The organism is Pseudomonas sp. MG-9 (genome assembly GCF_018729515.1).
GTDB lineage: Bacteria > Pseudomonadota > Gammaproteobacteria > Pseudomonadales > Pseudomonadaceae > Aquipseudomonas > Aquipseudomonas serboccidentalis.
Genome location: NZ_JAHHZH010000005.1, coordinates 588,444 through 602,414 on the forward strand (window position 1 = coordinate 588,444; position 13,971 = coordinate 602,414).

General features: G+C 58.5%; 14 protein-coding genes and 2 pseudogenes. 12 read left to right on the forward strand and 4 right to left on the reverse strand.

The genetic code is table 11. The features are described 5' to 3' along the window. Window positions 1–68: 68 nt before the first annotated feature. From sucC to KKQ10_RS16535, 5 genes are all read left to right on the forward strand, one after another. Complete coding sequence (gene sucC, locus KKQ10_RS16515; RefSeq protein ID WP_003223015.1) at window positions 69–1,235, forward strand: ADP-forming succinate--CoA ligase subunit beta; 1,167 nt, start codon at window positions 69–71, stop codon at window positions 1,233–1,235. Then, a complete protein-coding gene (sucD, locus tag KKQ10_RS16520) occupies window positions 1,235–2,116 on the forward strand; it encodes a succinate--CoA ligase subunit alpha (protein ID WP_007919877.1) in 882 nt (293 codons plus the stop codon). Before sucC ends, sucD begins: the two co-directional genes overlap by 1 nt. A 388-nt stretch (window positions 2,117–2,504) precedes the next feature. Beyond that, window positions 2,505–3,818, forward strand: a complete 1,314-nt coding sequence (gene brnQ / locus KKQ10_RS16525) for a branched-chain amino acid transport system II carrier protein (protein ID WP_215501691.1) — start codon at window positions 2,505–2,507, stop codon at window positions 3,816–3,818. Between the two features lie 198 nt (window positions 3,819–4,016). Next, the gene (locus tag KKQ10_RS16530; RefSeq protein WP_127651557.1) at window positions 4,017–4,754 is read left to right on the forward strand and encodes a DUF599 domain-containing protein; all 738 of its coding nucleotides are present in this window, start codon (window positions 4,017–4,019) and stop codon (window positions 4,752–4,754) included. Continuing rightward, window positions 4,754–5,155, forward strand: coding sequence for an MAPEG family protein (locus KKQ10_RS16535; RefSeq protein ID WP_127651556.1), 402 nt, complete (start codon window positions 4,754–4,756; stop codon window positions 5,153–5,155). The genes KKQ10_RS16530 and KKQ10_RS16535 overlap by 1 nt, the downstream gene beginning before the upstream one ends. 88 nt (window positions 5,156–5,243) lie before the next feature. On the opposite strand, the gene KKQ10_RS16540 is transcribed toward KKQ10_RS16535, so the two are convergent. Then, window positions 5,244–5,480 carry a hypothetical protein gene (locus tag KKQ10_RS16540; RefSeq protein WP_008082962.1) on the reverse strand — a complete coding sequence of 79 codons (237 nt, stop codon included), beginning with the start codon at window positions 5,478–5,480 and terminating at the stop codon, window positions 5,244–5,246. Window positions 5,481–5,638: 158 nt separating this feature from the next. Here KKQ10_RS16540 and KKQ10_RS16545 point away from each other — a divergent pair, with 158 nt between their 5' ends. The 4 genes from KKQ10_RS16545 (at window position 5,639) to KKQ10_RS16560 (ending at window position 9,347) form a co-directional block, all read left to right on the forward strand. Beyond that, on the forward strand, window positions 5,639–6,115 hold the full coding sequence (locus KKQ10_RS16545; RefSeq protein WP_215501708.1) for a PaaI family thioesterase: 477 nt from the start codon (window positions 5,639–5,641) through the stop codon (window positions 6,113–6,115). After that, entirely contained in the window at window positions 6,112–6,564 is a 453-nt protein-coding gene (locus KKQ10_RS16550) for a PaaI family thioesterase (RefSeq protein WP_215501692.1), read from the forward strand. The genes KKQ10_RS16545 and KKQ10_RS16550 overlap by 4 nt, the downstream gene beginning before the upstream one ends. A gap of 81 nt (window positions 6,565–6,645) precedes the next feature. Further along, entirely contained in the window at window positions 6,646–8,550 is a 1,905-nt protein-coding gene (gene htpG / locus KKQ10_RS16555; RefSeq protein WP_215501693.1) for a molecular chaperone HtpG, read from the forward strand. A gap of 68 nt (window positions 8,551–8,618) precedes the next feature. Next, window positions 8,619–9,347, forward strand: coding sequence for a dienelactone hydrolase family protein (locus KKQ10_RS16560; RefSeq protein WP_215501694.1), 729 nt, complete (start codon window positions 8,619–8,621; stop codon window positions 9,345–9,347). An 86-nt stretch (window positions 9,348–9,433) separates the two neighbouring features. Here KKQ10_RS16560 and KKQ10_RS16565 read toward each other — a convergent pair whose 3' ends face one another. Together KKQ10_RS16565 and KKQ10_RS16570 are read right to left on the reverse strand one after the other, a co-directional pair. Continuing rightward, window positions 9,434–10,306, reverse strand: a complete 873-nt coding sequence (locus tag KKQ10_RS16565; RefSeq protein WP_215501695.1) for a pirin family protein — start codon at window positions 10,304–10,306, stop codon at window positions 9,434–9,436. Window positions 10,307–10,367: 61 nt separating this feature from the next. After that, window positions 10,368–10,784: an OsmC family protein gene (locus KKQ10_RS16570; RefSeq protein WP_025111859.1), complete on the reverse strand. Its 417-nt coding sequence runs from the start codon at window positions 10,782–10,784 to the stop codon at window positions 10,368–10,370. A gap of 128 nt (window positions 10,785–10,912) precedes the next feature. Between KKQ10_RS16570 and KKQ10_RS16575 the strand changes: the two genes are divergently transcribed. The 3 genes and pseudogenes from KKQ10_RS16575 (at window position 10,913) to KKQ10_RS28795 (ending at window position 13,724) form a co-directional block, all read left to right on the forward strand. Next, window positions 10,913–11,968 carry an amidohydrolase family protein gene (locus KKQ10_RS16575; RefSeq protein ID WP_252191630.1) on the forward strand — a complete coding sequence of 352 codons (1,056 nt, stop codon included), beginning with the start codon at window positions 10,913–10,915 and terminating at the stop codon, window positions 11,966–11,968. A 130-nt stretch (window positions 11,969–12,098) separates the two neighbouring features. Beyond that, window positions 12,099–12,869 (forward strand): annotated as a pseudogene (locus tag KKQ10_RS28790) (MCP four helix bundle domain-containing protein); the annotation flags it as partial. Further along, window positions 12,861–13,724, forward strand: a complete 864-nt coding sequence (locus tag KKQ10_RS28795; RefSeq protein WP_502941612.1) for a methyl-accepting chemotaxis protein — start codon at window positions 12,861–12,863, stop codon at window positions 13,722–13,724. The pseudogene KKQ10_RS28790 and the gene KKQ10_RS28795, both read left to right, overlap by 9 nt. A 123-nt stretch (window positions 13,725–13,847) precedes the next feature. On the opposite strand, the pseudogene KKQ10_RS16585 reads toward KKQ10_RS28795, so the two are convergent. Beyond that, window positions 13,848–13,971: pseudogene (locus KKQ10_RS16585) on the reverse strand (integrase core domain-containing protein); the annotation flags it as partial.

Here is a 13,971-nt window from a genome sequence, read left to right on the forward strand (position 1 = left end):
CAGGTGGCGCGGCACTCATCAAGAGCGCAGCGCCGAATGCGCAGTACCTAACGAAGACGGTAAAAAGCATGAATCTTCACGAGTATCAGGGTAAGCAGCTGTTCGCTGAATACGGCCTGCCAGTTTCCACTGGTTACGCAGTAGACACCCCGGAAGCAGCAGCAGAAGCTTGCGACAAAATCGGCGGCAGCGAGTGGGTTGTCAAAGCCCAGGTCCACGCCGGTGGTCGCGGTAAAGCGGGCGGCGTCAAGCTGGTTCGCAACAAAGAAGACGCCAAGGCCTTCGCACAGCAGTGGCTGGGCAAGCGTCTGGTGACTTACCAGACTGACGCCAATGGTCAGCCAGTCACCAAGATCCTGGTTGAATCGTGCACTGATATCGCTAAAGAGCTGTACCTGGGCGCTGTCGTTGACCGTTCGAGCCGTCGCATCGTGTTCATGGCTTCCACCGAAGGTGGCGTGGACATCGAGAAAATCGCTCACGACACTCCAGAAAAAATTCTGAAAGCCACTATCGATCCACTGGTTGGCGCTCAGCCATTCCAGGGTCGCGAGCTGGCGTTCCAACTGGGTCTGGAAGGCAAGCAAGTTGCCCAGTTCGCCAAGATCTTCGTAGGTCTGGCCAAACTGTTCCAGGATCACGATCTGGCCCTGCTGGAAGTGAACCCGCTGGTGATCAAGGCTGACGGCGATCTGCACTGCCTGGACGCCAAGATCAACATCGACGCCAACGCCATGTACCGTCAGCCTAAGCTGAAGACTTTCCACGATCCGTCGCAAGACGATCCGCGTGAAGCGCACGCTGCCAAGTTCGAACTGAACTACGTAGCCCTGGAAGGCAACATCGGTTGCATGGTCAACGGTGCCGGTCTGGCCATGGGTACCATGGACATCGTCAACCTGCACGGCGGCAAGCCAGCCAACTTCCTCGACGTAGGCGGTGGTGCAACCAAGGAACGCGTAACTGAAGCGTTCAAGATCATCCTGTCCGACACCAACGTCGCTGCAGTACTGGTCAACATCTTCGGCGGCATCGTTCGCTGCGACATGATTGCCGAAGGCATCATCGGCGCCGTGAAAGAAGTCGGCGTGAAAATCCCGGTTGTTGTTCGCCTTGAAGGCAACAACGCTGAGCTGGGCGCTAAAGTACTGGCAGAAAGCGGTTTGAACATCATCGCTGCTACCAGCCTGACCGACGCTGCTCAACAAGTTGTCAAAGCTGCGGAGGGCAAATAATGAGCGTCCTGATCAATAAAGACACCAAAGTTATCTGCCAGGGTATTACCGGTTCGCAAGGTAGTTTCCACACCCAGCAAGCCATCGAATACGGCACCAAGATGGTGGGCGGCGTAACTCCGGGCAAAGGCGGCACCGAGCACCTGGGTCTGCCAGTGTTCAACACCGTTAAAGACGCAGTCGCAGCCACTGGCGCTACCGCCAGCGTGATCTACGTTCCGGCTCCTTTCTGCAAGGACTCGATCCTGGAAGCGGCATTCGGCGGCATCAAGCTGATCGTTTGCATCACCGAAGGCATTCCTACCCTGGATATGCTGGACGCTAAAGTTAAGTGCGACGAGCTGGGCGTAGTCCTGATCGGCCCTAACTGCCCAGGCGTGATCACCCCAGGCGAATGCAAGATCGGCATCATGCCAGGTCACATTCACTTGCCAGGCAAGGTCGGTATCGTTTCGCGTTCCGGCACCCTGACCTACGAAGCTGTGAAGCAGACCACTGACGCCGGTTTCGGTCAGTCGACTTGCGTCGGCATCGGTGGTGACCCGATCCCGGGTTCGAACTTCATCGACATCCTGAAGCTGTTCCAGGAAGACCCGAAGACCGAAGCGATCGTGATGATCGGCGAGATCGGCGGTTCGGCTGAAGAAGAAGCGGCTGCCTACATCAAGGCACACGTGACCAAGCCGGTTGTTTCCTACATCGCTGGTGTGACTGCTCCTCCGGGCAAGCGCATGGGCCATGCTGGCGCAATCATCTCTGGCGGCAAAGGCACTGCAGACGAGAAATTCGCTGCTCTGCAAGACGCAGGCGTGAAAACCGTGCGTTCGCTGGCAGACATCGGCAAGGCCCTGGCCGAGCTGACTGGTTGGGCTGTCAAGTAAGCCTCGTGCTTGACTGACGCTTCACCAGGCAAAGGCCACCTTCGGGTGGCCTTTGTCGTTTCTGAAGATCAAAAGATCGCAGCCTTCGGCAGCTCCTACAGATAACCCGATGTAGGAGCTGCCGAAGGCTGCGATCTTTTGATCTTTGCTTTCTTTATGAAATTTAAATACGTAAACGCGACACGGAAACGTCGCGTATCGGATAGTTCGCCCTCAAACAGTGCGTTTGTCAGACAAATTCGTTAGGCTAGCAGCCATTTTTGCGTCTGCCGCCCACAAGGCATGCAACGCGCCAAACGGGTCAGTCTTATACGGACTGACAGCATTTCCCTAACCCCACAGGGAAATCCCCCTCTAAATTCCGATTCAGTAGTGTGGTATTTCCTTAATGAAAGTTTTGAAAGGTCAGGACATCCTGGCACTTGGTTTTATGACATTCGCCCTGTTCGTCGGGGCCGGCAACATCATCTTCCCGCCTATCGTCGGCCTGCAGTCCGGACCTAACGTCTGGATGGCGGCGCTGGGCTTTCTGATCACCGCGGTGGGTCTGCCGGTGATCACCGTCGTTGCCCTGGCCAAGGTCGGCGGCGCGATGGACACGCTGAGCAGCCCGATCGGCAAGATCGCCGGTGGTGTACTCGCCGCAGCCTGCTACCTGGCAGTCGGCCCGTTGTTCGCCACTCCGCGGACCGCGACCGTGTCGTTCGAAGTGGGTCTGGCGCCGCTGACCGGCGAAAGCCCGCTGGCGCTGTTCCTCTACAGCTCGGTGTACTTCCTGCTGGTGTTCTTCATCTCGCTGTACCCGGGCCGCCTGCTCGATACCGTCGGGCGTTTCCTCGCGCCGCTGAAGATCATCGCCCTGGCTGTGCTCGGCATTGCCGCGTTCGCCTTGCCAGCGGGTGATATCGGTCAGGCAACGCCTGAATACGTCGCGGCACCGTTCTCCCAGGGTTTCATCAATGGTTACCTGACCATGGATACCCTCGGTGCTCTGGTGTTTGGCATCGTCATCGTCAACGCAATCCGCTCCCGTGGCGTCGACTCACCTGCGCTGATCACCCGTTACGCGATCATCGCCGGCCTCATCGCCGGTGTCGGTCTGGCGCTGGTGTACATCAGCTTGTTCCGCCTCGGTTCCGGCAGCCATGAAGTCGCGGCCGGTGCCACCAACGGCGCGGCGGTGCTGCACGCTTATGTGCAACACACCTTCGGTTCGCTGGGCAGTGGTTTCCTGGCGGTGCTGATCTCGCTGGCGTGCCTGGTAACGGCGGTCGGTCTGACCTGTGCCTGCGCTGAATACTTCAGCCGTGTGCTGCCACTGTCCTACAAGACCCTGGTGATCATTCTGGCGGCGTTCTCGCTGCTGGTGTCGAACCTGGGCCTGACCAAGCTGATCGCCTTCTCGATCCCGGTGCTGACCGCGATCTACCCGCCGTGCATCGTGTTGGTCGGCCTGAGCTTCTGCAAAGACTTCTGGCATGAACACGGCCGCATCATCGGCCCGGTGATGCTGGTGTCCTTCGTGTTCGGCACCATTGACGCCCTCAAGGGCGCCGGCCTGGCCGACTGGATGCCGTCGCAGCTGTCCCACCTGCCGCTGAGCGAGCAGGGCCTGGCGTGGCTGGTGCCATGCGTCATGACCCTGGTGGTCGCGGTGATCTGCGATCGCCTGCTGGGCAAGCGCAGCGAAGCGGTAGCGTAACGTTCACCGAGCCGCCACAAGCGGGTCTTGAGTGATCAAACAGAAATGCCCCGTATCAATCGATACGGGGCATTTTTTATGCGCGTCAGGCAGTGTCTTTTTCCCTGAGCTAACGTCGAAGCACTGCACAGATTTTATGTAGGCGTGAGCCTGCTCCCACAGTTTTCCGATTTACCGCCCGTCATCACAAGGAATTGCATGTCGTTCATCCAAGCCAACCTGATCCACCTGCTGGCCGCGCTCTGGTTTGTCATCTGCTGGGGCGGCTACACCCGTTATGCGTCGTGGAAGGCCCGCGACACCGCGTGTCTGGCCAGTGTGCTGCACCTGTACCGCGAAGACTGGATGCGCCGCATGCTGCTGCGCGACAACCGCATCGCCGATGCCAGCGTGATCGGCAATCTGGAGCGCAATGCCTCGTTCTTCGCCTCCAGCACCCTGATCATCCTCGCCGGCATTCTGACCGTGCTGGGCGCGTCCGAGCGCGCGGTATCGTTGCTGGCGGACATTCCGATGGTCCAGCAGGCGTCGCAGGGCATGTCGGAGATCAAGTTGCTATGTCTGGCGCTGGTGTTCGTCTATGCGTTCTTCACGTTCAGTTGGTGCATGCGTCAGTACAACTTTGCCGCAGTGCTGGTGGGGTCGGCACCGATGATCGGTGAGCGTCAGGTGTCCGAGCAGGAGCGCAAGGCGTTCGCACTACGGGCAGCGCGGGTGATTTCGATGGCGGCCAACCAGTTCAACTTCGGCCTGCGCTCTTATTACTTCGGCATGAGCATGCTGGCGTGGTTTGTCAGTCCGTGGCTGTTCATGTTGATGAGCGCCGGCGTAGTGCTGGTGTTGTATCGCCGCGAGTTTCACTCCGACGTTCTCGATGTGATGGTCTATACCCCTACAGAGGCGTCGTTGCCCGAAGCGAATAAAGAGGCCGCTTGATGAGTATTCCGTTCTGGTGTGTGTTTATCAGTGCATTGTTGATTTACATCGCGCGTATGCCGGTGGGGAAAGCCATGAAAGAGCAGGGGGGGTACAACAACCACCTGCCACGCCAACAACAGGCGCAACTCACCGGTTATGGCGCGCGGGCACTGGCGGCGCACCAGAACAGCATTGAAGCATTCATCCTGTTTGCCGTGGGCGTGCTGATGGCGCACACCACGCAGACACAAGGCTGGTTGATCGATGCCTTGGCGATCATCTTTGTGATCGCGCGGATTCTCTACTTGTGGTTCTACCTGGCCGATAAGCCAACGCTGCGCAGTCTGGCGTGGCTGGTCGGCCTTATCTGTTCTTTGTTGCTGATGATTAGTCCGACTTTTAGAACTGTGTTGCTGTAAAAGCAGCCTCTAAGCCGGTACTGGCAAAAATCCCGGGCAAAAGAAAACCCGCACTTGGCGGGTTTTCTTTTTCTGCATCAAGTCGCAATTATTGCTTCTTGGCAGCTTCGTCTTGTGCTGCAGCGTTCGATTCAGCCTGAGCTTTGGCGGCTTCGGCGTTTTCTTTCGCAGCGTCGTTCACTTTATCCTGAGCTTTGTTCATGTCTTGCTGAGCTTGTTCAGCATGTTGGTTGGCATCTTGAGCTTTGTCCTCGGATTTTTTATCGCAGGCAGCGAGACCGAGGGAAGCGGTCAACATCAAGGCAATAGCTAAAGTCTTACGCATGGGGTGTTTCTCCTTATGGAAAATAACTACTGGCCTTAAGAACTCGGTCGTGAGGGTTAAGTTCCTCATTTCTTTCAGATATATAAGTTTGTTTTGCAGCGGAACTTTTGCGCTATTTCCTACTACTGGCAAAAGGCTCCATCGAGAGTAATTATCAAATGGCTGAAAACCCCGTTTTTGAGCGCGCGACGCGATTTCTCTCAGCCTTGCGCCACTGTCAGGTCCTTGGTTTGAAGGTGCACAGCGCCTCCAGCGAAGGGCTCACCGTTATTCTGCCGTACAGCCCAAAAAACGTTGGTAATCCGCAGACCGGAGTGATTCATGGTGGCGCCATCACTTCGTTGATGGACACCGCCTGTGGCATGTCGACGTTGTGCGTGCTGCCGGAGTTCGAAGTCTGCCCGACCCTCGATTTGCGCATCGACTATATGCACGCGGCCGAACCGCACAAGGATGTCTACGGTTTCGCCCAGTGCTATCGGGTCACTACCGATGTGATCTTCGCCCGCGGCTTTGCCTATCAGGATGATCCCGAAAAACCCATTGCCCATGTTGTTGGCACCTTCATGCGTATGGGCAAGGGGCTCAAGGGCACCCAAGGCTTTGGCGGCAAAATAAAAGGAGAGGGGCAGTGAATGACGACCTGAAACAACAACTGCACACCGCTCACGTTCAGGGTGATTACGCGCCGTTACTGAAACTGATCCCGTATGCCGGGCTGATTGGCGTCGAATGCTCGCGGGTGGGCGATGAACTGCTGTTCAAGCTGCCGGCGAACAAGGACAACATTGGTAACCCTTTATTGCCGGCAATCCACGGCGGGGTGATTGCCGGGTTCATGGAGCTGGCGGCCGCGTTGCATTTGCTGATCTTCACCGGTGCGCCCGGAGTGCCGAAGATCATCGACTTTTCCCTCGATTACCTGCGTGCCGGACAGTTTCGCGACACCTGGGCCAAGTGTCAGGTCTGTCGCCAGGGGCGGCGGGTGGCGAACGTCGCTGTCACCGCCTGGCAAAGCACCGAGAGCGAGCCGATTGCCACCGCCCGTGCGCACTTCAAAATTGATGAGCCCTTGAAATCCTGAACGCTGCCCCCAACTCAGTGAACAACCCGCCGCCGACCATTTGGGTCGCGGCCAATGCCATCTGATTGGAGTTTGATGACCATGAGTGTGGAAACTCAAAAGGAAACCCTGGGCTTCCAGACCGAGGTAAAGCAGCTGCTGCACCTCATGATCCATTCGCTGTATTCCAACAAGGAAATTTTCCTTCGCGAATTGATCTCGAACGCCTCTGACGCTGTAGACAAGCTGCGCTTCGAAGCCCTGGCCAAGCCAGAGTTGCTTGAGGGCGGCGCTGAGCTGAAAATCCGTGTGAGCTTCGACAAGGACGCCAAGACCGTCACCCTCGAAGACAACGGTATCGGCATGAACCGTGACGATGTGATTACCCACCTGGGGACCATCGCCAAATCGGGCACCGCCGATTTCATGAAGAATCTCTCGGGCGATCAGAAGAAAGATTCGCACCTGATCGGCCAGTTCGGCGTTGGCTTCTACTCCGCCTTCATCGTTGCCGACAAAGTTGACGTGTACAGCCGTCGTGCCGGCACAGCTGCCAGCGAAGGCGTGCACTGGTCGTCCAAAGGCGAGGGCGAATTCGAAGTCGCCACCGTCGACAAACCAGAGCGCGGTACCCGTATCGTCCTGCACCTGAAATCCGGTGAAGACGAGTTCGCCGACGGCTGGCGTCTGCGCAACATCATCAAGAAGTACTCCGACCACATCGCGCTGCCGATCGAGCTGCCGAAAGAAGTGACCGCTGCCGAAGGCGAAGAGACGCCGGCCGTTGAGTGGGAAACCGTCAACCGCGCCAGCGCCCTGTGGACCCGTCCACGCACTGAAGTGAAGGACGAGGAATACCAGGAGTTCTACAAGCACATCGCTCACGACTTTGAAAACCCGCTGGCCTGGAGCCACAACAAGGTCGAAGGCAAGCTCGAGTACAGCTCGCTGCTGTACGTGCCGGCCCGTGCACCGTTCGACCTGTACCAGCGTGAAGCGCCGAAAGGCCTGAAGCTGTACGTGCAGCGTGTGTTCGTGATGGATCAGGCCGAGTCGTTCCTGCCGCTGTACCTGCGTTTCATCAAGGGCGTGGTCGATTCCAACGACCTGTCGCTGAACGTGTCGCGGGAAATCCTGCAGAAAGACCCGATCATCGACTCGATGAAAACCGCGCTGACCAAGCGTGTGCTGGACATGCTGGAAAAACTGGCGAAAAACGAGCCTGAACAATACAAGGGCTTCTGGAAGAACTTCGGTCAGGTCATGAAAGAAGGCCCGGCAGAAGACTTCGCCAACAAAGAGAAAATTGCCGGTCTGCTGCGTTTTGCATCGACCCATGGCGACGACGGCGAGCAAGTTGTCGGTTTGGCTGACTACCTGGCGCGCGCGAAGGAAGGTCAGGACAAGATCTACTACCTCACCGGCGAAACCTACGCGCAGGTCAAGAACAGCCCGCATCTGGAAGTCTTCCGCAAGAAAGGCATCGAAGTGCTGCTGCTGACCGACCGCATCGACGAGTGGCTGATGAGCTACCTCAGCGAATTCGACGGCAAGACTTTTGTCGACGTGGCGCGCGGTGACCTCGATCTGGGCAACCTGGACTCGGAAGAGGACAAGAAGGCCGCAGAAGAAGTCGCCAAGTCCAAAGAGGGTCTGGTCGAGCGTTTGAAAACTGCACTGGGCGATTCCGTGGCCGAGGTTCGCGTCTCTCACCGTCTGACCGACTCGCCGGCCATTCTGGCCATCGGCGAACAGGACCTGGGCCTGCAAATGCGCCAGATCCTCGAAGCCAGCGGGCAGAAAGTGCCGGATTCGAAGCCGATCTTCGAGTTCAACCCAAGCCACCCGTTGATCGAGAAACTCGACGGCGAGCAGAGCGAAGAGCGTTTTGGCGACCTGTCGCACATCCTCTTCGACCAGGCAGCCCTGGCGGCTGGCGAAAGCTTGAAAGACCCGGCCGCTTATGTGACCCGTCTGAACAAGTTGCTGGTTGAGCTGTCAGCCTGATCTCGATGTAGAAAAACCCGCTTCGGCGGGTTTTTTCATTCTGGTGTTTAACAAATCAGGAGTCAGAAATGAGCCAAGTCACTGTACGTTCCGTGGTTTATCAGCTTGATGGCCAGCCTTTTGAAGGTCGTCTGGCGTTTGACGCCGAGCACAAGGGCGCACGCCCGGGTCTGCTGATGGCGCCGAACTGGATGGGCGTCAGCGCCGGTGCCGAGGAGATCGCCAAGTCGGTCGCGGCCAAGGGCTACGTGGTGTTGATCGCCGATGTGTACGGCCAGGCGGTGCGTCCGCAGAACGCTGATCAGGCCGGTGCCGCGATGATGCCGCTGAAGAACGACCGTGCATTGCTGCGCAAGCGCATGCAGGCGGCGTTCGAGCAGTTGCAGAAGCAGGGCGAGGCGGCGGTCGATACCTCGAAACTGGCGGTGTTCGGTTTCTGCTTCGGTGGTTGCTGTGCACTGGATCTGGCCCGCACTGGCGCGCCGGTGAAGGCGGCGGTGTCGTTCCACGGCACGCTGGATTCACCGAACCCGGCGGACGCGAAGAACATCAAGGGCTCGGTGCTGGCGCTGCATGGCGCTGCCGATCCGTTGGTACCGAAGGAACAGTTGCCAGCATTTGAAGATGAGATGAACGCGGCGGGCGTGGATTGGCAGTTGTTCAGCTACGGCGGCGCGGTGCATTCGTTTACCGATCCGCACGCCAATGTGCCGGGCAAGATGATGTACGACGCGAAGACCGCCAGGCGCGCATTCAAGTCGATGCATGATTTGCTGGATGAAGTGTTCAAGGGCTGATTGCCCTAAGATCAAAAGATCGCAGCCTGCGGCAGCTCCTACATAGATCTGGTGCAGGCGCTGCTGCAGGCTGCGATCTTTCGCTTTTAACGGCTTACCGGCAATTCAATCCGCTCAACTTCCCCCGGCACCGTCGGCCAATCCCCGGCCGCCCATTTGCGCCGCGCTTCATCGATCGCCGCCGGATCGCTCGCGACAAAATTCCAGTTGATCCGCCGTGGCCCGTCCAGCGCTGCGCCGCCAAACACCACCGCGTGCACATCACTTTCGGCAAACAGGCTCATCTCTTGTCCGGCCGGCAACACCGCCAGCGCATGGGGTTCGAGGGTTTCGCCATTCAACTGCGCATCCCCACTCAGCACATACACCGCTCGCTCTTCATGTTCGGTGGGAATCAGCAACGTGGTCGCCGTCTGCATCTTCACTTCGGCGTAAAGCGTCGGAGAAAGCACCGGCACCGGCGATTCCAGGCAAAAACCTGACCCGGCAATCATCCGAATCTGCACGCCAAGGTTATCGCTGAGCGGCAGGGTTGCCGCCGGGTGATGGCTGTAATGTCCCGGACCTTGCTCGTGCTCCTTGGGCGAAGCCAGCCAGATCTGCAAACCGTGCAGGGTGAAACTTTGCTCCCACAGCGGTTCGGGCGTGCGCTCGACGTGAGCAATGGCGCTGCCGGCGGTCATCCAGCTGACATCACCGGCGCTGACCACTTGATCGGAGCCGAGACTGTCCTTGTGCTGGATCTGCCCTTCGAACAGGTAGGTGAGGGTCGACAGACCAATGTGCGGATGCTGTCGGATGTTCATGCCTTTGCCCGTCGGATAAACCGTCTCGAGCATGTGGTCGAAAAACACGAAAGGCCCGACGCTGCGGCATTTGGCTGACGGCAACGGGCGCAGGATCGGCTGGCCTTCGACGTCTTCGGCGCGTGGGCGGATGATCAGGGGTGGCGTGTCCATGGTGCGTTCCAGGCTGAGCGGGTGATGCCAGAAGCATAACCCGCCGCTGGCACGAGAGGGATTACTGGCTGTCGAAGCCTTGTGGCGCGTGGGTTTCGATGCTGACGTCGGTGGTGGTCATCAGTTTGTGGATCGGGCAGCGATCGGCCACCCGCAGCAACTCTTCGCGCTGCGCGTCAGTCAGCACGCCTTTGAGCGTGAGGGTGACGTGCAACACGTATTTGCCTTTTTGCTCTTCGCTGTTGTCGCGTTTGACCTCGACACCTACACCGGTCAGCGGGATGTCTTTCTTCTTGGCGTACATCTTCAGGGTCAGGGCTTTGCAGGCGCCGAGGGCAGCGTCGAAGTAGTCGTGCGGCTCCGGGGCGGTGCCTTCGCCGCCGGCAGACTTCGGCACGTCGGCAAACAATTCGTGGTCATCGATCTTTACGGTGTGACGAAAACCCTCGGCGGAGACGGTGTTGACGGTAACAGTCATGGCAACCTCACTGGCAGTAGGAAAAGTCGTGCGATCAAAAAAGACCTTGCAGTTATAGAGCATTCCCACAAGCACGCGTTCCACTTTCCTGCAGGATGAACCGTTGTTGTCGGCTCAGGGTCTAGGCTATGCCTACCTGCCGGAGATTACTTGTGTCCTTGTTTCGTTTGAGTCTTGCCTGCCTGCTGGCATTTGCCGGCGTCGCCAGTGCCCGCGATTACACCTACAGCGATGCGCACCTGCACTACGTGGATTTCTTCCAGGAAACCGCCGGCATGGCGAAACTGCTGACAGCGATGAAGGACAACTCCATCGATCACGTGATGATTTCCGGGATTCCGGTGGCGAAGAAATGGCACGAAGACGAACCAAAGCGTCCGCGCTATTACGCCGGTGATGACGCTGACGCCTATTGGTACAGCGCCACTGACATGATCGTCGCCGATGCCGTGCAAAAACTGACCCCGGAGCAGCGTCAGCACTTTCACCCGTTTCTGTCTGGGTTCAACCCCAACGACAAGAACTCCGCTGCGCATATCCAACGCTTGCTCGATCTGTATCCGGGGTTGTGGCAGGGCATCGGCGAAGTGTTCACCCGCCATGATGACCTGACGGCGCTGACTGCCGGCGATACACCGCGGGCCAACAACGAGGCGATGACACGCATCTATCACCTGGCGGCGGAACACGATCTGCCGGTGATGCTGCATTCCAACATCACCTCCAAGCGTGAGAAAAATCCGCTGTACCTGAAGGAAGTCGAAGAACCGCTGCGTAATCATCCGCACACCCGGTTCATCTGGGCTCATGCTGGCACCAGTGCGGAGATTCATCGGCACCAGACGCAGCTGAAGTTCCTTCTGCCCACCGTCACCCGGTTGCTTGAGGCGTATCCGAATCTGTTCATCGATTTGTCGTGGAGCATGCTCACGCCGTATCTGCTGGATGAGCAGGGCAAACCCCGTCGGGAGTGGCTGGCATTGGTGGAGAAATACCCCGAGCGCTTCATGCTCGGCTCGGATGTTGTAGGCCGATTCAACAAACTCGGACAGGAAATGCACAGCTTCACGCCATTCCTTGATGCCTTGCCCGAGGACGTCGCGCGCAAAGTCGCCCGGGACAACTTCCTGGCGATATTGCCGCGAACGGCGCCCAAGTCCGGGAAAACCTCGCTGAATCGTTAATTCCGAGGGTTGGAAGTATCAAGGCCTTTTGATATCACGTTTTGGTCTTACGCAAATTGGCGCCGGGCCGATACCTTCTAGAGCAACCAGCTGCAGGGTTGATGCAGCGCTTTTGGAAGGAGCCAGAGTAATGAGTATCCGTAGTCTCAATATCGCACCGCGTGCCGGCCTGGGTTTTGGGGTGCTGGCGCTGATGGTGTTTGCCTTGGGGGCGTTCGCCCTGCTGCAAATGTCGAACATGCGCGCGCAATCTGATGAGGTCGACAACAACTGGCTGCCGAGCGTGATGGCGGTCGGCGAGATGAGTCAGGACATGCTGCGCCTGCGGGCGCTGACCATGCGCCTGCTGCTCAATCGCAACGCGCAGGCGCTGGAGCAGAATGTCACCAAGCTCAACGAGCTGCGCGGCGTATTGAGCGAAGCCCAGCAGCGCTATGACGTATTGATCGTGTTGCCCGAGGAGCGCAACTTGTTCGATCGCTTCAAGGTTGCCGAACACAAGTATCTGGAGTTTCAGGCGCAGGTCATGCAGCTGTCCGCGCAGAATCGGGTGGAGGAGGCGGCGGCGATTCTCAACAACCAGATGAGCCCGTTGGCGGATGACATCGCCGTCACCCTGCGCGACCTGGTCCAACTGAACAAGCACAACGCCAACCTCGCGACCGAAGCGGCACGGTTGGTGTTCATCAATTCGCGGGTTTGGGTCGGGGTCATGATCGGCATCACTGCGCTGATCACCATCGGCCTGGCGCTGCTGCTGACCCGCAGCATCGTCCTGCCCCTGGCGCAATCGTTGGGTGTGGCGCAAGTGGTGGCCGGTGGCGATCTGACGGGCGACATCAGCATTTCCGGCAAGGACGAACCGGCGCGGTTGCTGCAGGCGCTGAAAAGCATGCAGCACAATTTGCGCGACACCATCCGGCAGATTTCCGAGTCGTCCAGTCAGTTGGCGTCGGCCTCGGAGGAGTTGAGTTGCGTTACCGAAGACGCCACGCGCGGGCTGCATCAACAGAGCCTGGAGATCGAGCAAGCCGCCACGGCGGTCAATCAGATGACTGCCGCCGTGGAAGAGGTGGCGAGCAATGCGGTGGCGACGTCCGAGGCGTCGCGCGAGTCTGACCGCATTGCCCAGCGTGGGCGCGAGCAGGTCAGACAGACTGTGACTTCAATCCAGTCCCTGGCTGAAGATGTCACGTCCAACGCCACGCAGGTGGATGATCTGGCGCAGAAGGTGCACGGCATCAGCAAAGTGCTCGACGTGATTCGCTCGATTGCCGAGCAGACCAATCTGTTGGCGCTCAATGCGGCGATCGAGGCGGCGCGAGCCGGGGATGCGGGGCGCGGCTTTGCGGTGGTGGCCGATGAGGTACGGGCGCTGGCGCATCGCACCCAGCAATCGACCCAGGAAATCGAGCAGATGATCGGTGGCATTCGGCAGGGCACCGATTCGGCGGTGAGTTCGATGCAGCAGAGCAGCCTGCGCGCCAATTCGACGCTGGAGCTGGCCAAGGCGGCGGGCGTGGCGCTGGAGGAGATCGCCTCGGCGTTCACCTTGATCAACGAGCGCAACCTGGTGATCGCCAGCGCCTCGGAGGAGCAGGCGGCAGTGGCGCGGGAGGTGGATCGCAACCTGATGAACATCCGCGATCTGGCGATGCAGACGTCTGCCGGGGCGAACCAGACCAGCGCGGCGAGTCAGGAGTTGTCGCGGCTGGCGGTGGATTTGAACAGTATGGTGGCGAAGTTTTCGGTCTGAAGATATCGCTGTAGGAGCTGCGGCACGCTGCGATCTTTTGATCCTTGATCTTAAAGCAGAATCAAAAGATCGCAGCGTGCCGCAGCGCCTACGGGGGGTTGTGATGTGGGAGAAGCGTCATGTCTAGTCCTGAAATAGGTTTACACCTGTTTCACCCTAACGCCCGATGCACCGCATCGGGCGTTTTGTATTTTAAAGAGAGGTGCGGCCGCTCCTGGTTGTAGATCGTGACGGCCTCTCGCACCAT

Bases quoted from the DNA above. Each gene is read 5' to 3' on its own strand.
- sucC (WP_003223015.1), top strand. From the start codon at position 69: ATGAATCTTCACGAGTATCAGGGTAAGCAGCTGTTCGCTGAATACGGC.
- sucD (WP_007919877.1), top strand. From the start codon at position 1,235: ATGAGCGTCCTGATCAATAAAGACACCAAAGTTATCTGCCAGGGTATT.
- brnQ (WP_215501691.1), top strand. From the start codon at position 2,505: ATGAAAGTTTTGAAAGGTCAGGACATCCTGGCACTTGGTTTTATGACA.
- KKQ10_RS16530 (WP_127651557.1), top strand. From the start codon at position 4,017: ATGTCGTTCATCCAAGCCAACCTGATCCACCTGCTGGCCGCGCTCTGG.
- KKQ10_RS16535 (WP_127651556.1), top strand. From the start codon at position 4,754: ATGAGTATTCCGTTCTGGTGTGTGTTTATCAGTGCATTGTTGATTTAC.
- KKQ10_RS16540 (WP_008082962.1), bottom strand. From the start codon at position 5,480: ATGCGTAAGACTTTAGCTATTGCCTTGATGTTGACCGCTTCCCTCGGT.
- KKQ10_RS16545 (WP_215501708.1), top strand. From the start codon at position 5,639: ATGGCTGAAAACCCCGTTTTTGAGCGCGCGACGCGATTTCTCTCAGCC.
- htpG (WP_215501693.1), top strand. From the start codon at position 6,646: ATGAGTGTGGAAACTCAAAAGGAAACCCTGGGCTTCCAGACCGAGGTA.
- KKQ10_RS16560 (WP_215501694.1), top strand. From the start codon at position 8,619: ATGAGCCAAGTCACTGTACGTTCCGTGGTTTATCAGCTTGATGGCCAG.
- KKQ10_RS16565 (WP_215501695.1), bottom strand. From the start codon at position 10,306: ATGGACACGCCACCCCTGATCATCCGCCCACGCGCCGAAGACGTCGAA.
- KKQ10_RS16570 (WP_025111859.1), bottom strand. From the start codon at position 10,784: ATGACTGTTACCGTCAACACCGTCTCCGCCGAGGGTTTTCGTCACACC.
- KKQ10_RS16575 (WP_252191630.1), top strand. From the start codon at position 10,913: ATGCCTACCTGCCGGAGATTACTTGTGTCCTTGTTTCGTTTGAGTCTT.
- KKQ10_RS28795 (WP_502941612.1), top strand. From the start codon at position 12,861: ATGCAGCACAATTTGCGCGACACCATCCGGCAGATTTCCGAGTCGTCC.